Annotated in this window: 18 protein-coding genes and 2 pseudogenes; 6 read left to right on the top strand and 14 right to left on the bottom strand. The window is 42.1% G+C overall.

Translation table 11 applies throughout. The features are described from left to right. Positions 1 to 123 precede the first annotated feature (123 nt). From phnC to V7K31_RS11180, 4 genes are all read left to right on the top strand, one after another. On the top strand, positions 124 to 897 hold the full coding sequence (gene phnC / locus V7K31_RS11195; RefSeq protein ID WP_335094385.1) for a phosphonate ABC transporter ATP-binding protein: 774 nt from the start codon (positions 124 to 126) through the stop codon (positions 895 to 897). 42 nt (positions 898 to 939) lie between these two features. Beyond that, positions 940 to 1,875, top strand: coding sequence for a phosphate/phosphite/phosphonate ABC transporter substrate-binding protein (gene phnD, locus V7K31_RS11190; protein ID WP_335094383.1), 936 nt, complete (start codon positions 940 to 942; stop codon positions 1,873 to 1,875). Between the two features lie 150 nt (positions 1,876 to 2,025). Beyond that, complete coding sequence (phnE, locus tag V7K31_RS11185; RefSeq protein ID WP_335094382.1) at positions 2,026 to 2,868, top strand: phosphonate ABC transporter, permease protein PhnE; 843 nt, start codon at positions 2,026 to 2,028, stop codon at positions 2,866 to 2,868. Between the two features lie 10 nt (positions 2,869 to 2,878). Further along, positions 2,879 to 3,877, top strand: coding sequence for a phosphonate dehydrogenase (locus tag V7K31_RS11180; RefSeq protein WP_335094381.1), 999 nt, complete (start codon positions 2,879 to 2,881; stop codon positions 3,875 to 3,877). A 131-nt stretch (positions 3,878 to 4,008) separates the two neighbouring features. Here the strand turns inward: V7K31_RS11180 and V7K31_RS11175 are convergent, their stop codons facing one another. The 11 genes and pseudogenes from V7K31_RS11175 to V7K31_RS11125 form a co-directional block, all read right to left on the bottom strand. After that, positions 4,009 to 4,683, bottom strand: a complete 675-nt coding sequence (locus V7K31_RS11175; RefSeq protein ID WP_334942505.1) for a response regulator transcription factor — start codon at positions 4,681 to 4,683, stop codon at positions 4,009 to 4,011. A 16-nt stretch (positions 4,684 to 4,699) separates the two neighbouring features. Beyond that, positions 4,700 to 6,133 (bottom strand): sensor histidine kinase, encoded by a 1,434-nt coding sequence (locus V7K31_RS11170; RefSeq protein WP_335094380.1) that lies wholly within the window; start codon positions 6,131 to 6,133, stop codon positions 4,700 to 4,702. Positions 6,134 to 7,077: 944 nt separating this feature from the next. Beyond that, positions 7,078 to 9,786: an MGH1-like glycoside hydrolase domain-containing protein gene (locus V7K31_RS11165; protein ID WP_335094379.1), complete on the bottom strand. Its 2,709-nt coding sequence runs from the start codon at positions 9,784 to 9,786 to the stop codon at positions 7,078 to 7,080. Between the two features lie 288 nt (positions 9,787 to 10,074). Next, positions 10,075 to 10,350, bottom strand: a complete 276-nt coding sequence (locus V7K31_RS11160; protein WP_334942499.1) for a hypothetical protein — start codon at positions 10,348 to 10,350, stop codon at positions 10,075 to 10,077. Positions 10,351 to 10,443: 93 nt separating this feature from the next. Beyond that, positions 10,444 to 10,964: pseudogene (locus tag V7K31_RS11155) on the bottom strand (hypothetical protein). A gap of 69 nt (positions 10,965 to 11,033) precedes the next feature. Beyond that, positions 11,034 to 12,071 (bottom strand): annotated as a pseudogene (locus V7K31_RS11150) (chlorophyll a/b binding light-harvesting protein). Between the two features lie 409 nt (positions 12,072 to 12,480). Beyond that, on the bottom strand, positions 12,481 to 13,230 hold the full coding sequence (locus V7K31_RS11145) for an alpha/beta fold hydrolase (protein ID WP_335094378.1): 750 nt from the start codon (positions 13,228 to 13,230) through the stop codon (positions 12,481 to 12,483). A gap of 502 nt (positions 13,231 to 13,732) precedes the next feature. Further along, positions 13,733 to 14,245 (bottom strand): flavodoxin FldA, encoded by a 513-nt coding sequence (fldA, locus tag V7K31_RS11140; protein WP_335094377.1) that lies wholly within the window; start codon positions 14,243 to 14,245, stop codon positions 13,733 to 13,735. A gap of 96 nt (positions 14,246 to 14,341) precedes the next feature. Beyond that, on the bottom strand, positions 14,342 to 15,775 hold the full coding sequence (locus V7K31_RS11135; RefSeq protein ID WP_335094375.1) for a chlorophyll a/b binding light-harvesting protein: 1,434 nt from the start codon (positions 15,773 to 15,775) through the stop codon (positions 14,342 to 14,344). A 3-nt stretch (positions 15,776 to 15,778) separates the two neighbouring features. After that, on the bottom strand, positions 15,779 to 16,801 hold the full coding sequence (locus V7K31_RS11130) for a chlorophyll a/b binding light-harvesting protein (protein ID WP_335094389.1): 1,023 nt from the start codon (positions 16,799 to 16,801) through the stop codon (positions 15,779 to 15,781). Positions 16,802 to 17,390: 589 nt separating this feature from the next. Beyond that, complete coding sequence (locus V7K31_RS11125) at positions 17,391 to 18,680, bottom strand: type IV pilus twitching motility protein PilT (RefSeq protein WP_335094374.1); 1,290 nt, start codon at positions 18,678 to 18,680, stop codon at positions 17,391 to 17,393. 732 nt (positions 18,681 to 19,412) lie between these two features. On the opposite strand from V7K31_RS11125, the gene V7K31_RS11120 reads away from it, so the two are divergent. Both V7K31_RS11120 and wecB read left to right on the top strand, forming a co-directional pair. Next, positions 19,413 to 19,784, top strand: coding sequence for a hypothetical protein (locus tag V7K31_RS11120; protein ID WP_335094373.1), 372 nt, complete (start codon positions 19,413 to 19,415; stop codon positions 19,782 to 19,784). A 248-nt stretch (positions 19,785 to 20,032) separates the two neighbouring features. Further along, positions 20,033 to 21,157, top strand: a complete 1,125-nt coding sequence (gene wecB, locus V7K31_RS11115; protein WP_335094372.1) for a non-hydrolyzing UDP-N-acetylglucosamine 2-epimerase — start codon at positions 20,033 to 20,035, stop codon at positions 21,155 to 21,157. 150 nt (positions 21,158 to 21,307) lie between these two features. On the opposite strand, the gene V7K31_RS11110 is transcribed toward wecB, so the two are convergent. The 3 genes from V7K31_RS11110 to V7K31_RS11100 form a co-directional block, all read right to left on the bottom strand. Continuing rightward, on the bottom strand, positions 21,308 to 21,961 hold the full coding sequence (locus tag V7K31_RS11110; protein WP_335094370.1) for a peptidoglycan-binding domain-containing protein: 654 nt from the start codon (positions 21,959 to 21,961) through the stop codon (positions 21,308 to 21,310). Positions 21,962 to 22,302: 341 nt separating this feature from the next. Beyond that, a complete protein-coding gene (locus tag V7K31_RS11105; RefSeq protein WP_335094369.1) occupies positions 22,303 to 22,764 on the bottom strand; it encodes a response regulator in 462 nt (153 codons plus the stop codon). A 153-nt stretch (positions 22,765 to 22,917) separates the two neighbouring features. Further along, the gene (locus tag V7K31_RS11100; RefSeq protein WP_335094368.1) at positions 22,918 to 23,655 is read right to left on the bottom strand and encodes a Crp/Fnr family transcriptional regulator; all 738 of its coding nucleotides are present in this window, start codon (positions 23,653 to 23,655) and stop codon (positions 22,918 to 22,920) included. Positions 23,656 to 23,854: the final 199 nt, after the last annotated feature.

Here is a 23,854-nt window from a genome sequence, read left to right as displayed (position 1 = left end):
TCCACCCTGCATTCCCTTGTAGGGAAGGGGGGCTAGGGGGGTTAGGTTTCTGAGCTTTTGATGTTAGCAATAATACTTGTTCATTCATCCTCTTAGGTTTTGTCCCCAAAATGGCTAGGAAATATGATTCAACTTGACCACTTAAGTGTGACTTATCAAGGCAAAATAGTAGGGCTTCAACCTATTTCTCTTAGCTTTATTAAAGGGCAATTCACTGTTATTTTGGGAGCATCGGGTTCTGGTAAATCAACTTTGCTGCGCTGTCTTAACTATCTTAATCGCCCCACAACTGGCACTGTGGTAGTTGAAGGATTGGGAAATCTGCATAACCCGAATGTGTTGTATGAACATCGCAAGCGCACAGGGATGATTTTTCAGCAGCATCAACTGATTAGTCGGCAAACCGCTCTTGAGAATGTGTTGGTGGGTCGTTTAGGTTATCATTCAACACTCCGAAGTTTCTTCCCTTTGCCCAAAGCAGATCAGTATATTGCCTTAGAGTGTTTAGATCGGGTTGGGCTTTTGCATAAAGCACTGACGCGGGTGGATGCGCTGAGTGGAGGACAGCAGCAACGGGTGGGGATTGCACGCGCCTTAGCACAACAGCCACAATTGATTTTGGCAGATGAGCCTGTTGCTAGTCTTGATCCCACTAGCGCTCACAAAGTCCTCTCATTTCTGCGTCAGACTTGTCAAGAAGATGGAATTTCCGCAATCATCAGTCTGCACCAGATTGATTTCGCTAGAATTTACGCGGATCGAATTATTGGACTATCTCAGGGAACGGTTATCTTAGATGGTAAGCCAGCAGATATCAGTGGCTACGAATTAAATCAACTCTATAGTGACAAAGATAATTCTCACTATGAAGGCTTTCGGGAAACGATTAATTCCTAACGCCTAACAAAACTCTTTTTACATTACTTTAGGAGAACCTGAATGACTGTTTTATTAAACAAGCGATCGCTTGTCTCAATGACGCTAATTATGGCTACCTTAATCGGTTGTCAAACTCCCAGCAACCAATCCGCAAATAAGCAATCAGGTTCTGGGAATAGTCCAGTAGTTGCATCAGAGTCGGCTGACCCTCAAACTTTGAAAGTCGCTTTATTGCCTGATGAATCTCCTTCGACTGTGATTAAAAAAAATGACGGATTTAAAAAGTATCTGGAGACAAAGCTCCAAAAAAAGATTGAACTCGTCGTTACAACTGACTACTCCTCGATGATTGAAGCCGCAAGCAATAAGCGTGTTGATTTAGCCTATTTTGGGCCACTATCTTACGTTTTGGCGAAAACAAAGAGCGATATTGAGCCATTTGCAGCTTTGAAGAAAAACGGCAAAACTACTTATCAATCTGTGATCATCGCTAACACAGCTAGCGGTGTCAAGTCACTGGCAGAAGTCAAGGGTAAAACCGTAGCCTTTGGAGATCAAGCATCCACTTCCAGCCATTTGATTCCTAAATCAATGCTGGCAAATAGCGGATTGCAACCCGGTGGAAAAGACTATAAAGAAGCGTTTACAGGTTCACATGATGCTGTAGCATTGGCGGTTCAAAATGGTAATGCTCAAGTTGGTGGTTTGAGTAAACCTATCTTTGAATCCTTAATTGAACGCAAAGTAATTGATTCTAGTAAAGTCAAGGTGATTGCAGAGTCGAAAGAGTATCCTGAATATCCGTGGACAATGCGTTCTGATTTAGCACCTACATTGAAAGAAAAAATTCGTGCAGCATTTTTGGAATTGAAGGATAAAGAGATTCTTAAACCCTTTAAAGCTGATGGTTTTGGAGCAGCTAAAGATAAAGATTATGATAGTATCAGAGATTTAGCAAAAATTCTTAAGATTGATATCGCTAAGTTGCAAAAGTAATTTATTACTAGATTGACAGAGTGGCGGTTATCGGTTGAGTGAGATACAAGAACCCCACCCCCAACCCCCTCCCCGCTCTTCGAGAGGGGGCTGTTGATTGATTTCTGAAAATGCAGCTTTTTAAGAAAATTATGACTCCAGTTGTAGACTATGCCAGTTCCAAATAAAACGAGGGATTTTTTAACACTTCCTAATCCTAAACCAGCCTTCGAGCAGGTACTGAAGCAACAACGGCGGCAATGGTATCAAACGATAGTAACCTGCGCGATCGCACTTTTGGTGATCATTGTCTGTTGCTTCCTGGTTGGACTTTTGGACGGAAAACGGCTTTCAGATGGGGTTCCCAGTATCTTAAACTTGCTGCATCAAATGCTGCCTCCAGATTTCAGTGATGCCCGAAACTGGGGCCAACCTTTATTTGATACGCTGGCTATGAGTATTGCAGGTACCGCGATCGCCATTGTCTTCTCAATGCCTCTATCTTTATTAGCAGCTCGCAATACAACTCCCCATCCGTTGTTATTTCAAGTTTCACGGTTGATTCTCAACGGCTTGCGTTCCGTACCAGAGCTAATTATGGGCATTATCTTTGTGGCAGCTGTTGGCTTTGGCGCACTACCAGGAACGTTGGCGGTGGGATTTCACTCTATCGGCATGGTTGGCAAATTCTTTGCAGAATACATCGAACTGGTCAACGAAGCGCCGCTAGAAGCAGCACGAGCTGCTGGAGCCAACAAGGTGCAAGTAATCTACCACGGGATTTTGCCGCAGGTGTTACCGCAAATGATGGATTTGACCCTTTATCGATGGGAATATAACTTTCGTGCCTCCACGGTTATGGGAGCGGTAGGGGCTGGTGGCATCGGGTTTGAGCTAATTGGCGCACTTCGCCTGATCAATTACCGGGAAGTTTCAGCAGTGCTGCTAGTAATTTTGCTGATGGTGATTCTGGTTGATGGTTTTAGTAGTTATCTCAGGAAACGTTTAGTCTAGGAGGTTGCTGATGAAACCCAAAGTTGTAATTACGCACTGGGTTCACCCGGAAATTATGACAAACTTAAGCGAGTATTGTGAGGTAGTTGTAAATCCCACCAGAGAGACTTTACCGCGTGAAGAAATTCTCAAGTTGGCGCAGGATGCTGATGCTTTGATGGTTTTTATGCCAGATCAAATCGATGAGGCGTTTGTGAAAGCTTGTCCAAAATTGAAGATTATCGCCGGAGCATTGAAGGGTTACGATAATTTTGATGTTGATGCCTGCACCCGTCAAGGTGTTTGGTTCACGATTGTGCCTAGCTTATTAGCTGTGCCAACGGCTGAGTTGACGATTGGACTGATCATCGGATTAGCCCGTCAGATGTTAGCAGGCGATCGCTTAATTCGTCAAGGCACCTTTGCAGGTTGGCGACCGCATTTATACGGTATGGGATTAGCAAACCGGACATTAGGAATTGTTGGAATGGGCAGTCTGGGGCAAGCCCTGGCTCAACGGCTTTCCAGTTTTGAAATGAACCTGATTTACACCGATGCGATACCTTTACCCCAGGAAAAAGCAGCAGCTTGGTGTTTGTCACAGGTTTGCCTAGATACGCTATTGGCAACTAGTGATTTTGTCGTGCTAATGGTTCCTCTGCAACCGGAAACGTTTCATCTGATAAATGAGACATCTTTAGCACGGATGAAACCAGGGAGTTTCTTAATCAATCCGTGTCGCGGCTCAGTAGTTGATGAACAAGCAGTCAGTCAGGCTTTAGCCTCTGGACATTTAGCAGGTTATGCAGCTGATGTCTTTGAACTAGAAGATTGGTCCCGTAGCGATCGCCCATCGGAAATTCCTCCATCTCTGTTAGAGAAACAAGACCAAACCTTTTTTACTCCTCATTTAGGATCTGCGGTCGATGATTTACGATGTGACATTGCTCTAGAGGCATCTCAAAATATTTTACAAGCCTTACAAGGTAATTCTCCTCAAGGAGCAATCAATTGTCCAAGTTTAATCTGAATTCTGTCTTCTGACCGAAACAGACTCATGATACAGAGCAACTAAATTTATTTATAGGGATTGTAATTTTGAATTTTGAATTCCCCGTTCGCGTAGCGTCTCCTAGAGTTGGGGTTGAGTCCTTCTGATGATTATTCCCGCAGTGCATAACCTACACCACGAACTGTATGAATCAAACGCTTTTCATTATTTTCTTCTAATTTGAGTCGCAGATAACGAATATAAACCTCAATAATATTAGAATCACCCATGAAGTCGTAACCCCAAACTTTCTCTAAAATTTGATCTCTAGTAAATACCTGACGGGGATGTGAAAAGAGATATTCTAATAAGTCAAACTCTTTTGCTGTTAACTCAATGCTTCGTTTCTCCCGAAAAACTTCACGGGTACGGCGATTTAAGCTTAAATCTTCAAATTGCAACAAATCCTCATCTGTTTCTTGGGTGCGGCGGAGATGGGCACGAATTCTAGCTAGTAGTTCCTCAATGCTGAAGGGTTTAACCACATAATCATCGGCTCCTGCATCTAATCCTGCCACGCGATCGCTCACTTCATCTTTTGCTGTCAACAAAATTACTGGTACTGTACTGCCTGTTGCTCGCAAACGGCGACAAATTTCCAAGCCTGTCAGTCCTGGTAGCATCCAATCCAGAATCGCTAAATCTGGCGATGAGTCTCGCGCCAGGGTTAGACCAGCGATGCCATCATGGGCTACACTTACTTGGTATCCTTCGCTATTAAGTTCTAATTCGACAAATCGCGCCAGTTTGACTTCATCTTCCACCAAAAGGATATGTGCTGTCATATTTTTGCTCCTAAAGTTAGATAGAACTGCTATATGTAGGTAAACTGATTGTAAACGTACTTCCTTCCCCTAACTTTGATTGCACACTTACACTACCCCCCATACCTTCTACAAGTGTCTTGACAATCGATAAACCCAAACCAGAACCCCCAGTAGCATGAGAGCGGGATTCATCTACGCGGTAAAATCTCTCGAAAATCCGTGCTTGCTGTTGCAAAGGAATCCCATAACCTTTATCACAAATTTGAATAATTGCCTTGTCTGGAAGCTGATTTAACTGAAAAATTATGGGTGTATCAGCTTCAGAATAATTAACAGCATTATCAATTAAATTCAATAATACTTGTTTGAGGCGACTGTAGTCTGCTTTTACCTCAATTGGATAAATTTTTGACTCAATTGTAATTATGCGATGGCTATATTTTTTTGCCATTACTACAACTTCTTCAACTAAGTCATTCAGCACATAAGGTTTCATTTGAAAGTATAAGTAACCGCTATCTGCTCGTGCTAAATCAAGTAAATCTTGTAGCAAGCGGATAGTACGTTCAGCTTCCGATGCAGCAGTTTCTAAAGCTTCTTGTTGGGTTTGGGTTAAGTTATTCTGTCTTCGCAAGACACTTTGCAAATAACCATGTACAATTGTTAAGGGTGTGCGTAACTCGTGAGAAACATTACTCACAAATTCTCGCTCTTGCTCCCAAGATTGGGAGAGACGCGATAACAGCATGGTTAAAGTTTGAGCTAATTCTTTAACTTCGCTGGGTGCATTATCAAGATATAGCTGTGCTTGTCCTAAATCTTCAGCAGAAATGGCAGAAGCCATTTGATTTAGCTGGCGTAGAGGTTGCAGAGAACGCTTAATATAAAATGCGATCGCAGTAGTTAGGATAATAATTGCCAAAACACTAGTAATAGCTAAACTCTGTACCATTACTACAAACGTTCTCTGTTCGCGGGTAATATCCTTTACTACAAATAACTCACCCAGTAACTTTCCCTGCACTTGCACAGAATTACCGGATAAAACAAAGTAGCTTTGGTTTACTTTGTAAACTTGTGGTTTAATCTGCATCTTAGTCAGGGACATTAATTCAGCTACCGTAGTATCAGATAATAAATCTAAAGTGGCAGATTTTACCAAAATTTTATTATCAGGACTTTTTAACCATAATAATGTGTTGGTATTTGCCAAGTTATTAATAGCCTTTTGCAACCCAGTTTCAGGTTGCATCATTTCACTATAAAGTTGCACATCTCGCGGCAAGCGCTTGGCGATTTCTTCTATGTTATTCTTATGACTATCAACTAAAATTTGCTGCATTTTCCAACTAGTCCATGTAGCGAGGCTTCCTAATACCAAAGCTGAAAATGCTGCAATCCCAACCGTGAGGCGTGACTGCAAAGAAAATGGGTCTATATTTATCCAAATTTTTCTGATTTGCTTCACTATTCTGGTTGCGTTTGAGGTGTTGAAAAAGGCTTTATCAATAAAATCGGACTGCTAAATAAGTAAATGGGAATATTTATAACTATGTTAAGAAATTTCAATTGTAGGGTGTGTTAGCTGAAAGCGTAACGCACCTTGAATTATGGATGATGCCGTATTCTCGTCTGACACACCCGACGTTAATTTATATTTGTTTACAGACATTGAAATTTTCTTGCCGACTTACTTACATCTTTAGTTCTAGCTGATTTGAACTTACCTGTGTTGCATCCCTAAGGGCAGCCATTCCAAAAAGATTGCTAAATATTTTTATTTCATTGCATTCTCAACTCTACAAATCTTTCTATAAGAATAATATAAATTAATTTCCTAATAGTTAAATTAGTTTACGCTGAGAATTACCTTAAATTTTATACTCCTATCTGCTTTACCTTTGTACTCTTCTCTTGTTTGAACGCAAGGGCTGAAAGTAAATCTTGTTCTTTAATAGAGTTAGTGTGTATTTTATAAAGTAATAGTAGTTATCAATTTATCGTAAATTAAAGGGTTTAATACCTCTACGTCCCGGGCTATTTCATTATCATTTAGCTCGCCTCAGAATGAATTCTGAGTCTAATAGCGAAAGTCGTCTTTAGACGACTGAGAAAAGGTTATAGTCCAATACGCTTGGGTTAAGAGAATATTAGGTTGGGTTGAGCAATAGTGAAACCCAACGAACATCCTAGTAATGTTGGGTTGACCTAAGGAAACCCAACCTACGCCAATTTTAGTTTTTAGCCTTAACTGAACTGTATTGGGTTATAGTCCGTTTTAACGGACTTTAGCTAAAAGCCTGTGAACTTTAGTTCTGGGCGGTTTATGTCTAGAACGAAATAGCCCCGTCGCATCATTTGTAACGACAAACCTTTTTAAGGAGAGCTAGGGAGGATCAGATTTGGATGTTCTTATATTAGAGCGATCGCTTCTTTATCCTTCTCTATTTCTGCTTCTTGATGCTGTGCTTCATATTCACCAAATTGCTGGATTAATTTTGCAACTAAACCTGTCCAGCCAGTTTGATGACTAGCTCCAATTCCGCTTCCATTATCACCATGAAAATACTCATAGAATAAAATCAAATCTCGCCAGTGTGGATCATTTTGAAACTTTTGGATTCCACCATAAACAGGACGTTGACCAGAGGAATTTTGCAAGAAAATTCTGGTTAACCTTTGAGATAATTCTGATGCAACTTCCCAAAGTGTCATCATTTGACCAGAACCTGTAGGACATTCCACTTTGAAATCGTCTCCTAGATAATAATGAAACTTTTGTAGAGATTCTATTAGGATGAAATTCACTGGAAACCAGACGGGACCGCGCCAGTTAGAATTACCACCAAATAAACCACTACTAGATTCAGCCGGTTCATAATCCACCCGAAATTGCGAACCATTGACATCAAAAATATAAGGATTTTCAGCATGAAATCTAGAAAGCGCCCGAATGCCATAAGGTCCAAAAAACTCACTTTCATCCAGCATTTTTTGCAGAATACTTTTGAGCTTATCTCTGGAAACAATCGCCAATAACCTCCTCGCACCCACTCCTTTTGTTTCCATACAAGCCACATTTTGGCGCAAGTCAGGACGGTTTTGGATGAACCATTCCAATCGCTTTTTAAAACCGGGAAGCATTTTTAAAGTATCTGCTTCAATACTTTCAATGGCAAACAGAGGAATTAATCCTACTATTGACCTGACTTTTAAGGTAGTTTGCCGTTCAGGTAAATTCAGTACATCGTAGTAAAATCCATCTGAATCATTCCATAAACTGGCTTCCATTTCGCCCATTTTATTCATGGCATCGGCAATGTAAAGGAAATGCTCAAAGAACTTGCTAGCAATGTCTTCGTAAACAGGATTAGTCTTTGCCAATTCTAGAGCGATCGCTAACATATTTAAACAATACATCCCCATCCAACTAGTACCATCAGATTGGTCGATGTGTCCCCCTGTAGGTAAAGCCGCGCTGCGGTCAAATACACCAATATTATCTAAACCGAGAAATCCCCCTTGAAAGACGTTGTTACCCTCAGCATCTTTGCGATTTACCCACCAAGTAAAATTGAGCATCAGCTTTTGAAACACCCGTTCTAAAAACTGTCTATCTGCTCGTCCATATATCTTTTGTTCAATCTTGTAAATACGCCAAGTTGCCCAAGCATGAACAGGGGGATTAACATCACCAAATGCCCATTCATAGGCAGGAATTTGCCCATTAGGATGCATATACCATTCCCGTGTTAAAACATCCAATTGATATTTAGCAAAATCGGGGTCAATCATTGCCAAAGGAATAGTATGAAATGCCAAATCCCAAGCCGCAAACCAAGGATATTCCCATTTATCAGGCATAGAAAGAATATCTTTATTGTAGAGATGGAACCATTCCCGATTTCTACCTTGTTGGCGTTCTGGAGGTGGCGGTGGTGTATTGCGATCGCCTTTCAGCCAATCCTCTAAAACATAGTGATAATATTGCTTGTTCCACAGCATTCCAGCAAACGCTTGTCGCTGCACATTTCGCATATCTTCACTGAGGGGAAATGGCGTGACGCGCTGATAAAATTTATCTGCTTCCTGTTTTTGTTCCCAAAAGATTGTATCGAATTCTTGTCCAAATGCCTCACCTAAATCAGGTACATCACTCAATCGCAATTTAACAATTTGAGTTTCACCCGCACCGACTGTTAATAAATAATTAGCAGATGCTTTAGTACCAACTTTATTTGGATTTACTGCCTCTTTTTTACCATTAACTATGTAGTCATTAATGCCATCTTTGACATAGGCAGATGAATTCGGAGAGCCAAATAAGCGCTGATAATTTGTCTCGTTTTCTGTAAATAGAATTTCGTTTGCTTGCTGACAATACAGCCACCTTTTACCTAAAGTTGAGTGAAACACCTCAACTACATGAAAGCCATTACCCGATTCGACCTCTTTTAAAGTAGGTTTGCTGGTATGCCCATTCCAAGACCAAGTATTACGAAACCAGAGAGTAGGTAACAGGTGTAGTGTCTTTGCTTCTGGTCCTCGGTTAACTACTTTAATTTGGATGAGAATATCTTCAGCAGAATTCTTGGCATATTCAACGAATACATCAAAGTAGCGATTTTCATCAAATATACCTGTATCTAGTAATTCAAATTCTGGTTCGTGACGATTTCTACGTTGATTTTCTGCGACTAATTGGGAGTAAGGAAAGGCTTTTTGGGGATATTTGTAAAGCGCTTTCATGTAGGAATGGGTAGGGGTATTGTCTAGATAAAAGTAATATTCTTTAACATCTTCTCCATGATTCCCTTCGCTACCAGTTAGACCAAAAATTCTTTCTTTGAGAATAGAATCTTCGCCATTCCAAAGTGCGATCGCAAAACAAAGCCGTTGATGGTTATCACAAATGCCAGCAATACCATCTTCACCCCAACGGTAGGCGCGAGAACGAGCCTGATCGTGAGTGAAGTAGTCCCAAGCTGTACCATTGGGGCTGTAGTCTTCGCGCACCGTTCCCCATTCGCGATCGCTCAAATATGTCCCCCATCTACGCCAATGAGCTTTGTGACTCAATGCTTCTGCTAATCTGATCTCTTCTTGGGTTAGATTTGTCATAATATCACCCTGTGTATATATAGCGTTTCCTAATCACATGAAGTACATCATAGCCCTCTCTCGAAGAGCGGGGAGGGGGTTGGGGGTGGGGTTGTTGTACATCACTCAAGTGAGAACCGCTATAGGCTCTTTCGCTCTTTTTATGGTGAGTGAGGATTGATTATAACAAAACCCTTACAGGGGAAGGGTTATAAAAAATTATGCTCTTGTTTTTAAATGAAATGCCTATAGGATAAGGCTTTCAATGATTTTGAACTTAGTTTTCCATAAAAATAACCGAAGAATCATTTAACAAAGCTTTCGCCGGCCTTTGTTGCAAGCATTACAGGCAGAAGTTTTCGGCTCAAAATCAATACAGGCGATCGCTTCCTCAGAACAAGCTTTTTTTGGGTGGACAGTACATTTGAGGCGGTAGTCGTTGGTGAAATATTCGCAACCAGAGCAGGGAATTTGATGCAGCGTTTTTAAATGAATTATCCCTTTTCTCAAGGTTAGCCACACACTACCAATAAATAGAATCATTATTGTCCAAGTGCAAAAGGCGCACAAAATCATAGTTAACATTAGCTATCCTCATAAAAATTCCAAAAAAATGCCCGCAGTCCACTGCTGTTAACCGCAGGCATCGGACTTTATTTAGCTAGACTTGAGCGAAACTTAATTATTAGCTTGACGCGACGATCGCCAAGAGTGCCAAACATAACCTAAGAAGGCCACTACACCAAGGAAGAACTGAATATCTGCTAATCCTAGACGTTCTGAACCGTAAAACTCTCTTGGAAAAACTGTCGTGTTATATCCCACAAACGCGGCAGAAATCCAAGCCATCAAAGCTAAACCTAGCAAGCTATAAGAAAGAATTTCTTCACCATTTTCAATTGGTAAAATTCGTCTAACCCACGTAAAAGGCTGCACAAAAATATGCCAAATGCCACCAGTAATTAAGATGAAGCCAATCCAAATGTGACCACCAATGACATCTTCTAAGTTATCAACACTTGCCATTCCTAAAGGAGTCCAGCTACCATCTTTCAGACCACTACCCAAAACATAATTAAGCCTGCATGAGCAATGTGAGCGCCTAATAATTGACCAGATAAATCAATTAAACGGGCATTACCCACTAACCACGATAAATTTGTGTCTGCTGCTAAGGTTCTATCAGTTGAGATTGTCATAGTTAAATACCTTTATGAGCATTTGGAATTTTGGATTTTAGATTGTCTAATCTAAAATCCAAAATTGTTTTACGATTCGCTACCTATGGCATTTAATGCCCTTTCAATTTGCCTAAAGTCAACGCCAATTGCTCGTAGGGCGTGCCACAGATGACCTTGCAAGAAGAAGAAAGCTAAGAAGAAATGGGCATTTGCTAACCATGCTCTGGAAGTGTAACCACCATTAGCTAACTTAATGCTGTCGGCAAAATAAGGGCTAACTCCGAGTTTTACTTCCAAGGTAGGGCCATAAAATTCCACGGGATAAGCTAAAGTATTCACCGCACAAAAGTAAGCTGCAACAAATCCAGCTAAGGCAATACCGCCTAAAGAGTGGAAAGGATGGCTTCACCGGAGAAGATTAAAAGCTTTTTCGCCCAAGGTAAAGGCTCTATGAGGATGTGCCAAATACCGCCGCCAATGAGTAACAAGCCTACATAGATATGACCACCTACTAAATCTTCTAAGTTGTTAACACTGGCAAAGTGAGTTTGATAGCCATAAATGACCAAGGGGTTGAGAGTAGGGTCGGTGACAACTCGAACATCATGAATTGTTGAGTCGTACAGTCCTCCCCAGAACATGGCTTTTCCTACCAGGAGTAAAGCACCTACTCCTAAGAAAATCAGGTGATGTCCTAAGATGAACCCAAGTTTTTTTGGGTCGTCCCATGTAAAGTGAAATTTCCGAGCGCGACCAGTGGCGTCTTTTAAGTTTTTTGGACCTTTGAAGGTGTGGAAAAGTGCCCCTGCACCAAGCACAGCAGAAGAAATTAAGTGTAAAGCGCCGATAACGAAATAAGGGTAAGTATCGACTACCTGACCACCTGCGCCCACACCAAAACCCAAGGTGGCTAAGTGGGGAAGCAAAATCAGCCCCTGTTCGCCCATAGGCACTTGGGGATTGAAGCGAGAGATTTCAAACCATGTAAACAAACGCCCCAGCCCAGAGCGTCGTCAGCGCTGCTTGTGCCACATGAGCGCCGATAAATAAGCCAGAGAGATTGGCGAAGCGGGCGTTACCATTCCACCAATCAAATTTGAGGTTGGGATTGCCGTATGTCTGCATTGTTAAGCAAATTAGTATTTGTTAATAATAATACTCAATTAATTAGTTCTGATTTCAGCAGTGAAATGTCGGGTGAGTGCTACTACAGTAGACGCGAAGCTTTTACCTGAGAGAGGAAAGATTCTGACAATTCACCGTAGACATCACCGATCGTCGTCAGATATGACTTCTTGCCACATCCTCTGCTTATTGATAGCTAATTACCAATTATTGAGATTACAAATTTAGTCTATTGAAAGTAATTCTTATTTAGGGTATCTCTTTACAAAATGTAATTATCAAAACTGGAAGAAAAATAGGCAACGCAAGCGGAGCGGTAATAGTAACTATCACCGCTAAAACTACTCTTGGCTGCAAGCAAATATTAGTTTTTAAGCGTGGGTTATTCTGCGTTCTGCCTTTATGAATATTATTTGGAAGTGCTAAAAGATAGTGGAGATGCTTCCAGTAAATGCGGATGGTGGCGTTGCCAAAAACTCAAAATCTGTTCGCCAACCTGTTGAGGATAGAAGTAGTGAAAAAAATGATACCCTTGTGGGCATTCCCAGAGTTTATCTTCTGGCTTAAGCCAATTCAACCAGTCATGCAATGCAGGTGGGCTGACTACCGGATCACTCTTGCTACCACATACCATCATTGGCATAGAAACTCCACCTTTGGGTAAATAAACCAACTTAAATAAAGAGTGTGACGATGGAGATTGTTCTAAATCTTTATCTAAGGCAGCTACTAACTTCTTAGTGGTATGAGGTGGTTGATTTCCAAAAAGACTGCGAACGCTGCTTGCCAAAACTAGTTCACGACTGATGCTAAAAAGTTGTCGTTGAAAGTAATAGTGAGCGTGCCAATTGTTTGCAGGTTGAGCTGCTACAGCCAGGAGGGTGAGCGATCGCACTTTTTGGGGAAATCGACGAGCAAAGGTTAAGGCGATCGCACCACTGATACCATGTCCCGCTAGATGCACGGGGCGATCGCGCCATTCTAAAAACTCATACAGCAACTCCACAGCTTGATCTATCGAACTAGCTTCATCTTTGGTTTGCTGGTATTCCCACTGGGCGACGTTTATATACCCAGATAAGTAATCAAGTAATGGTTTATCAAAACGCTGCAAAACAGGACTAGCACTTAACCACAAAACATCAAATGAATCAGACATAAATACCCATAACTTCTAAATTATCAATTTCAGTCAACTTAACGTTAAAAGGGCGGATAGAATAGAGCCTCCGGCACGCTGACGCGAACGCAACTACACGAGGCTTTACCCACGGAGGTGGGTTTCAAACGCTCAATTTTTCCTTAGGAACGTGGATTAAATAAAATGCAAAACTTCATCCTGTCTCTAGCCTCCCTCTCCTTTATAAGGAGAGGGATTGAGGGTGAGGTAAGCCAGGGACATAAATTGTATGTTATTTAATTCTTTTTCCTGAGACTTTGTTTGTGTAGACGCGAATTCCATTAGACTGTTGGCGAATTGATCGGGGGTCTAACCCATCAGCCCAAATCAATCTTAATTTCAGTGAGTTAAAACGCACTTTAGCTATTAGCCCGGAATTTATTGCAGGGCGGGAAAGCAACGCTCTCAGCGAGGTTTTAGGGATGATGGGTTTAACAAGAGAGTGAATTGCCAATAGTCTCATGACCTTCGCCAAGACTTTCTACAAACCAAATTCTGTCTTCAACTGAGAAACCCAAGCTTTAATTCGCTCGTCTGTTAACTCAGATTGACTACCTTGATCAAGTGCCAATCCGACAAACTTGCCATTTCTCAAAGCTCTAGAATTCTCAAAGTCATAACCCTCAGTTGGCCAGTAGCCAACAGTTTTACCGCCCCGCTTGGAAATTTTTTCTTCGATAATTCCAATTGCATCCTGGAAGTTATCGCTATAGCCATATTGGTCTCCATCACCAAAATAGGCAACCAGCTTACCTTTAAAATCTATTTCATCCAGATCGGGGAAAAAGCTTTCCCAATCGCTCTGAAGCTGACCAATATCCCAAGTGGGAGAGCCAATAATCAGCAATTCATACTCATCAAAAGTGGTAGTATCCGCTTCGTAAATGGGATGTAATGTTACAACATCACCACCAAACTCATCCCGAATTTTTTCAGCATCAGATTCAGTATTACCAGTTTGAGTACCGTAAAACAGACCGATTTTTTTCGACATATTGTCACCTGATAAATAGTTTTGCGCTCAATCAAAAGGACTTATGCAACAATAGCTATTCGTCCTCTAAATAAACCTCACACAAGTTGATGCAACTTAGAAAAACAAACTGCTATTGGTTAACAGCAGAAAGGCAAACAAAGCACCTCCACAGCTACCCACTGTCCAGCCAGCATTAAACTCGCTCCAAGACTTAGCCGTTTTCATGTTTTCCGGTAGTTCCCCTTGAGCAGGTTTGTGTTTTTGAAATGACACACTACCATACAACCACAAGCAAATAGACAAAATCAATACCAGACCTATTGTCGCAAGTAGCCCTGCTTGATTCGCCAACTCTGTATCCCGCAACGGGCCTAGTTTGACGAACGGGCCAATCAAGAAATAGCCGTGCGCCATACCAATTTCCAGCCCCCGTGAAAAAGGAGACAACCCTTGACGGTAAATAGGAAGATTTGCCAATAACTTCAGGGTGATATCAGAAGCATTTACCGGGGTGTCGAAATTCCCGATTTCAGGACTCCCCGCAGGATTGATAACTCCCTGCTGAAAATTAAGTCCAGCGGCTATGACACGCACCCTCAAAGCGTGCCAGATATGACCAGCTAGAAATACAACTGCCAAAGCAAAGTGACTGGTTGCTAACCAAGTACGAATTGTAATCACTCCCGATGCAGTAGTACTCAGTCCTAGCGGGCCATAGAAAACTGTGGGATAAACGGTATCATTTACCGTCACAAAATATGCTGCCAACAAACCCATGTAAGCCAGAGCGCCCAGGCTATAGGATAGGTAAGCTTCACCAGACCAAAACAGTACCTTTTTCGCCCAAGGAAAAGGCTTGGTGAGAATGTGCCAAAAACCTCCGGCAATGCAGAGTATTCCTACCCAAATATGTCCACCGATGACATCTTCTAGGTTATTAACTGCTGCCATCCCCTGTTTACCAAAAGCACCGAAGAGATAGGCAAAGATGCGACCAGGGTTAACAGTTGGTTCAGTAATCACTCGTACAGATGCCACTGCCGGATCATAAAGACCACCCCAAAACAGCGCCTTTGCCACCAATAACCATGCCCCGAATCCCAACAACAGCAAATGAATGCCGATGATAGTGGTCATCTTGTCTTCATCTTTCCAGTCGTAGCCAAACAAGCCAGGGAAAGACGGGTTATCATCCAACACTGCTGGGCCTAGAACGGCATGGTAAATGCCACCAGCACCTAGTACGGTGGAACTAATCAGATGTAAAACACCAATGACAACATAAGGATAGGTATCAACAATTTGGCCGCGATCGCCAACACCAAATCCTAAGGTTGCTAGATGAGGCAGCAAAATTAACCCCTGCTCATACATCGGTCGGGAGAGGTCGTATTTGGTGATTTCAAATAGGGTCATTCCTCCTGCCCAAAGGACAATCAACCCAGCATGAGCAACATGAGCGCCCAAAAGCTTACCCGACAGGTTAATGAACCGGGCATTACCAGCCCACCAACCGGATTCCTGGGTCGTTATCGTTGCAGTTGCCATTGTTTAGATTGCCTCCCCACGAGTCGAACGGATAACTCTCCAAGTGCGAAAGTCAAATCCAGCAGCGCGTAAAGCGTGCCAGAGATGCCCTTGAAGAAAGAAGAAACCTAGCCAGAAATGAGCGTTCGCCAGCCAAACGCGAGAGGACAGTAAATCTCCACTTTGGAAATAGGGAAAACGGTCAAACCCAATACTCAGGGCTGGCCCATAAAATTCCGGTGGGTAAGCTAGTGTGTTGACGGAGACAAAATAGGCAGCAATCAAACCCATTAGAGCTAAAGCACCCAAACTGTAAGAAAGGTATGCTTCTCCTGACCAGATAAAAAGCTGCTTTGCCCAGCCGAAAGGTTGAGTAGTAATGTGCCAGATACCGCCAGCAATGCAGAGAATGCTGACCCAAATGTGACCACCAACCAAGTCTTCCAGGTTATTAACTCCAGCAATCCAATGCTTGCCACCACCACCAAATAAGTAGCCAAAAATGACGACGGAGTTCAAAGTAGGGCTAGAAACTACGCGCACCTCACCCACCGTAGAATCGTACAAGCCGCCAAAGAACATGGCTTTGGCAACCAGTAAGCCTGCTCCCAAACCCAGCAATACTAGGTGAATACCCAGAATAGTGGTCATTTTATTAGCATCTTCCCAGCGATAGCCAAAGAAGGAAAATCTCTCTTCTAAGATGGCGGGACCACGTAGGGCATGAAAGATGCCGCCAAGTCCCAGGAAGGCGGAGCTAATTAGGTGCAATACTCCAATGACGAAGTAAGGATAGGTATCTACTATCTGTCCACCACTTCCTACACCCCAGCCGAGGGTTGCTAAATGGGGCAATAAAATCAACCCCTGTTCGTACATTGGTTGCGCTGGGTTGAAATGAGCAAGTTCAAAAAGGGTTGTTGCACCAGCCCACAGGACAATTAACCCCGCATGAGCAACATGAGCGCCCAAAAGTCGTCCTGAGAGGTTGGTTAACCGGGCGTTCCCTGCCCACCAGGGAATCGACTCCGGTGTTTGAACAGCCATCCTTGTCATGGCGCTACCTCCTGAGAAAGTTTGAAATAGCTAAAATTGAGCATTGACTTAATGAATATCTATCTCAATAAGCCTGAAGATATACTATCAGACTTATTGCGAATTTTTATTATTTAATGTGAGTAAAGTTTTATAAAGTAATTCTGCTCCTCATCCAGCAATTATGTTGGTAAGTGCTTATATTGTGGAACGAGGCTTGATTTTAGTTTTAATGAGCTGATTAAGATTAAATAAAAATTAGCGATCGCATAGAATTGTGAAACTGTTTGATTGGTCGTCAATCCAACCGACATTGGTTTTGGTTTTTGGCTTTAACTGAACCATATTGATTTATAGTTAGGACTTACGCACAAGTTACGGAATAACGAACCACAGAGGCGCAGAGGACACAGAGAAATCAGAGTTTGAGAGATATTTTGCGTAAGTCCTAATAGTATTCGACACCTTCTGAGAAAGGAGCCACTGAACTACCGTGAGCGCGGGGATCTTAAACCCTGTGGCAGAGGGCAAAACTATATTTTATTCCTTCTGCCTCCTGCCTTCTGCCTTTCTCCGGTCACTATACAGCAGATAGCCAGACTTAAACTCGACCTCGGAGAAACTGCGCCATTTCGTTAGGAGTTGGTGACATTTCTAAAGCAGTCTCTTCAGTGATGCGACCATCTTGATAGAGATTGAGCAACGACTGATTCATCGTAATCATGCCGTCAAACCCAGCTTGTTTCATCAACTCGCCAATTTCATCATACTTACCATCTTTGATCCATTCTTTAATAGCCTCAGTATTGATCAGCACATCGTGGAAAGCAGCCCGCTTGCCGTCAGTTGTGCGACACAAACCTTGAGCAATTACTGACACTAAAGACTCAGAAATTGCCACCCGCATTGCATCCTGTTCGTCACCAGAGAAGAGATTGAGAATCCGCTCAATGGTTTTGACAGCGCTATTGGTGTGCAGTGTTCCCATAACTAAGTGACCAGTCTGAGCGGCTTTTAGAGCGGTGTTAACTGTTTCCTTATCCCGCATTTCTCCCACCAGAATCAAATCTGGATCTTCCCGCAAAGCTGCTTTCAAAGCGTTGTCAAATTTTCGGGTATGCATTCCCACTTCCCTCTGTTTGACTAAAGACTTGCGGCTTTGATGAACAAATTCTATCGGGTCTTCAATGGTGATGATATGCTTGGCCATCTCTTTATTGATGTAGTCAACCATCGCTGCCATTGTGGTGGACTTACCTGAACCAGTGGGCCCAGTCACCAAAATTAAACCTTTGTGATAATGACAAATATCCCGAAAAATTGGGGGTAAATTCAACTGTTCCATAGTTAAGATTTTCAGTGGAATCAACCGCAACACCATTGCAGGCCCTTTGAGGGAGCCAAAAACATTAATCCGCACGCGAGCAAAGTCATACTGAGTTGCTCCGTCAAATTCTAAGGTTTCTTCAAAGCGCTGAATTTCTCCCTCACTCATCACCTCCCGCAACCAATTCATAAAAACTTCTTTATCTGTTTCTGGATAATCCGTTGATTGAATTTCTCCTCGGCTGCGGAAGCGGGGTATTTCACCTACACCCAAATGCAAGTCAGAATATCCCTGATCGTAAGCTAGCCTGATTAACTGCGCTAAAGTCAGTTGTGGAATACTGTTTTGAGGGCGAACTGAACTAGGTATTGGCGGTGGACTAACCGGACGATGACCTGCAACAGGAGCGTTGGCGCTCCTATCCATTGACATATCCAACGTTTGTGTCATCTGTCGCTGCGTACTAGAGGTTGGTGGTGGTGGTGGCGGCATTGGTGGGGGCATTGGTGGCAGGTTGCGTCCGGCAGCAGGGTTAGAATTTAATGGAGATTGTGATTCTGTCATATATCTTAAAATTTGGCAGTTAAAAAGTTGAATTAGCGAGAAGTCAAGTCACTTGCTTCGATGACTTTTGGAAAATGCTTGCGTGCAAGCCCCGGCGGTGATGGGAGGCGATTGAAACTCTAAAACCACGGTCAATCCATTTTATCCACCTTAATTTGTATCTTTTTTCACCTAAAATTCTACTACTCAGAAAATTTAGAGAAGGTATTTAACCTATCTAACCTGGTTTAACACACATAGGCACTCAAAAAGCCCCAGTAAATATATGTAGATTTTTAGTAATTTAGAATACTTTTAATCAAACATGAATATTCTCAGGACTTAGATGAGAAATTTCTCTCAAGCATGGACATGAATTGCCAGCAATTAACAGCACAAATACTAGCAGATCATTTATTCAGCCCATCTATTAATTATGAGAGTCACTACTAATTTTTATAAGAAATGTTAAGTTGAATAGGAGCAACATCCTGGGGATCAAGGTTAAAAGCTCATACCTTTTAGGTTATATATCTGAAGATGGATGCAGAAAATAAGTTTTTTTAATAGATAGAAATTTGAATTTCAATTCATAATTGCAAAAAATTAACTGTAAACTTTAGTAAACAAATGCTCATTTTCCCGATTAGTTTTTATATACTGAATTTCACTGAGAAAGGAATTAGTTTACTCGCCAAAAGCGAGAACTGACTGAAATTAAAATTTGTTGTCTATATTATGGGAGGAAAAGTCGTGGTTTCTGCTCAAAGCTCTAATCTAGGAAAGACCTACTCCTTGTTGATGATTAAAAGCTTTTTGATATGGACTTTTACATTGGCAGTATGCTTGTTGGTTGTCGGTTTTCCACTAGTTGTCTTAATGGCGACGGTCGGATGTCTGTTGTCAATTGTTTTGCAATCTGTGATGCCTGTTAGTGCTGTTTTGCTTGTAGCAGGCGCTTTAATCATGTTTAATGTCATCGCCGTTGTATTCGCTGCGGGTGTGCTAACTCTTAAAGGAGTTCATCCTAATCAAATCAAATGGTTAAGCTGGCTGCATGGAGAGGCAGACCAAATGCAGACTACTGTGTACGCTGCTTGCCCTTTAACTTGTGAGATTAAGTAGTCATTACAGGTAAATACGACAAACAGTGTGTCTGCCCGGTTAAGCCGGGTTTTTTCATGCTCTTTGGGATTTGAACTTGTGTGATCAAGATGTATTAAAGTGAATTCGAGAAACAGTGCATTTGCCCGGTTAAGCTGGGTTTTTTGATATCTTGTGTCATTTATGGTTTATGTGATCATTGACCGCCAACTATTGACTATTAACCATAAACCATTGACTATTGGCAAATGACAGATGACAGATGACAAATGACTAATCAAAAATGCGTTTGCATTATCTTGGGTACTCGTCCAGAAGCGATTAAACTAGCCCCAGTGATTCAGGTTTTCCAGAAGTGTTCAGGTTTTGAGTTGCAAGTAATTCTAACTGGACAGCATCGGGAGATGGTTGAGCAAGTTATGCAGCTGTTCAACATCAAGGCAGATTATAACTTGGAAATTATGCAGGCTCGGCAATCTCTAAATGATATTACCTGCCGCAGTTTACAAGGGTTAGAAGCGTTATTCCAGGAGAAAAAGCCTGATTTAGTGCTGGTGCAGGGAGACACTACCACGGCTTTTGCCGCAGCTTTGGCAGCTTTTTATCAAAAAATCCCTGTCGGTCATGTAGAAGCAGGGTTAAGAACTGATGATATATTCAATCCTTATCCAGAAGAAGCTAATCGGCGGTTGATTTCTCAAATTACTCAGTTGCACTTTGCGCCGACTGTTTGGGCTGTGGAAAATTTGCACCGTTCTGGTGTTTTGGGTGAAGTTCACATGACGGGTAACACGGTAATTGATGCGCTGTTGAATGTAGCTGCAACCGAAGCAGTCTGCAATGTGCCAGGGTTAGACTGGGAATCATATCGCGTTTTGTTGGCAACAGTTCATCGCCGGGAGAATTGGGGAGAACCTCTGTTAGCGATCGCTCAGGGCTTTTTACAAATTTTAGACAAGTTTCCTGATACAGCTTTGCTGCTACCATTGCACCGCAATCCGACAGTGCGAGTCCCGTTGCAGGAACTTTTAGGGAATCATCCCCGAATTTTCTTGACAGAACCTCTAGATTATGGCGAATTGGTAGGAGCAATTGGGCGATCGCATCTTTTGCTCACTGACTCTGGTGGCTTGCAAGAAGAAGCCCCCAGTTTAGGAAAACCAGTACTGGTTTTGAGAGACACTACCGAAAGACCAGAGGCTGTTGCAGCTGGTACAGCTAAACTTGTAGGCACTACGAGTCAGAACATTTTTGCGGCTGCTGCGGAGTTACTCAGTGATTCAGATGCTTATGAAGCAATGGCAAATGCCATCAATCCCTTTGGCGATGGTCATGCAGCAAAGCGCATTTTGCAGATTGTACAAAATTACTTAGGTCTTTCATCAGAAACTTGAACCTAAATCCGGGTATTCGCCCAACGGACTGCCTCGCCGTTGTAGCGACTACCGTCACAAAGGGAAGAGGATTTGCAAGGGTTTTTGCGTCAGTCGCGTATATTTTTACGAGATTGAGATGCTCCCAGATTTTCAATGGGTAGCTTCTGGCTAAATACCCAGAGATGATCGAGTTTCGGGGCCGACAACACCATCTACAAGTAGACCTTTACTTGACTGAAAGCTTCGGACTCGGCTAACAGTTTCTTGACCGTAAATTCCGTCAACTCTAAGATTACCTAAAGCTGTTTGAACGTCTCTCACAAGCAGACCTTTAGAACCAGGGGTAAGAATCACCGAACCGCCAACACCACCGGGTCTAGTCACACTAGGACTGTTAGGTTTATCACCAATCCATCGGGCAAAAATGTATCTACCCGTAGAAAGCCTAGCAAAACCGTTTTCATAGCTTTCAATCGCTGGAAGTGTTGCGCCATTTGGTACACAGTCCACATAAGAGTAGTTGCTGCTTGGTCCTGTACGGATACGTAAACAACTGCCGTTAGTCTTTACGTATGCAGCCGAACTCATTTCAATTTGGGTAACAGCAACAAGTAATACACCAACGCCAGCTAAAGCTAACCAAGCCGAAGATTTAAGCAGTTTTTTCCAATTCCATTCAGATTTGGTGATTCCAGATGCCTCTTCTTGAGCAATAACTATGTCGGAAGATTTAAAAAGTTTTTTCCAATTCCATTGAGATTTGGTGTTTCCAGATGCCTCTTCTTGAGCAATAAACATGTGAGAATAAGCCAGATATTCCATGATGCGCTCCCTTAAATTAAAAAATGAGTACTCCCAGAGAATTACTTTGTTCTTCTCTGTATTTATTTATTATTAGTATATTTTATATCTTTACTTTTTAACAGGTTTTTACTGGTAGCGAAATTAAAAAAAATAAAATTAGTCAAAAGATTCCTGATAAAAAAGAGTCAGAAGACAGTATTTAGAATACCCCAGCAGTTAAGTCAGTGGTAAGAGTCACGGAAAGAATTTTTTCTTCTCCACGATTAAAATCGGGGGTTTTAAACCTCGATTCTCCATCCGCTAGAATCTAGAATGGATTCTGGCAGATGTATTCTGAATTCTTCTTCGATAAAATTTAGTTAAAGTTTTCTTTCTTGCTTACTGGCTTCTGCTTTGTTGCATCCAAATATCTTAAAGGTATGTTCGAGTCCAGCTAAAGTAGCAACCATAGAAGCTAACTCATCTAAGTCTATCGGCTTAGATTGGTATATATCATAACCTACTTCTGATGCACGATTACGATCTTCGTCCAAAGCAGATGCCGACAGAGCAATAGCTGGAATCTTTCTCCCTCGATTTGCTTCCAGACTTCTGGCCTTTAATAGCAGTGAGTAGCCGTCTTCATCTGGTAAATAAATGTCACTAATTAGGATATCTGGTTTAAAAAATGACATTATTTCTAGAGCCTCACCTACCGAAGTGGCTGTGACTATCTCTGCTCCGTCTAATTCAAACAGGAAAGTAAGTAATGTTCTCGTATCAGGGTCGTCATCCACAACCAGCAATCGCAGACCTTTAAAAGATATCGATTGATTTGACATTATTCTCGCTGCCTTGTAACTCAAACACTTGGAGTAGCAATTACATTAAAAGGCACGTATTTGTAAATTCCATTTGATGCATGCTTTACCAAATCTTAAAGCAACTAGCTAGCAAGCGTCTGTCCGGTTTCGGACATAAAGTATTAAAATAATTCATCTGCGATCGCGCCTTGGCTGATTCCCTAGCAACCGAGCAAATTCGCCTCGTATGACCTGATGACACTCGCACGAAGTTGCTTCTAAATCCTCTCGGTTCACGATGGTAATATGACCACGCTGGTAGCGAATCATTCCGGCTCGGCTCAGGGTGCTAGCCGCTACTGTCACACCGGAGCGTCGTACACCCAGCATCTGTGAGATAAATTCTTGCGTAAGTGGAAAATCTTCTGATTCCAAACGGTCAGAAACTGTCAGTAGCCAGCGAGCCAGCCGTTCCTCCAGTGTATGAAGACGGTTGCAAGCAGCAGCTTGCGCCAGTTCAGAGTATATAGCTTGTAAATAGCGCAGCAGCAGCTTTTGAATCGCTCCGCCGCGATCGAACTCGGTTATAAGTACATCTGCATCCATCCGCATTGCAATGCCCGCAACTTGCACAAACGCTTTTGTGGTTGTTGTCTTGCCTCCTAAAATTACTGGGATACCCACTATACCTTCATTACTAACTATCCCAACCTCCACCATCGAGCCATCTTTCATAGCAGTGACTAGAGAAACCATTCCGTGTTGGGGAAAATATACGTGTGTAATCGCTTCTCCCGGTTCGTAAATGACTTGCCGAATGGGAAGCGAAACCAACTTCAGGTGGGGAACAAGACGCTCATAATCACTGGACGGCAGAGCCACTAGCAACTTATTCACTGGTTGCTCAACAGCATTTTTCTCTAATGACATTAGGATTCTCCTGAATGTAGCCGTCTCTAGAAAAAGCAGCTGGCGGCATAAGGAGAAAAATCAAATATCTAATCCTAATGTCAAAAGGTGTATTCCCTAAAAAAGTTGTAATAAAAGATTTGAAAACAAGCTATTTAGATGTAAATGTATTAGGATTTAGATTTTAATCAAGCTTCTAGCGGTTTTCAGATCAGAGGAG

This window comes from Nostoc sp., assembly GCF_036917675.1.
Classification (GTDB): Bacteria; Cyanobacteriota; Cyanobacteriia; order Cyanobacteriales; family Nostocaceae; genus Nostoc.
This window is presented reverse-complemented; position numbering and strand designations above follow the sequence as displayed.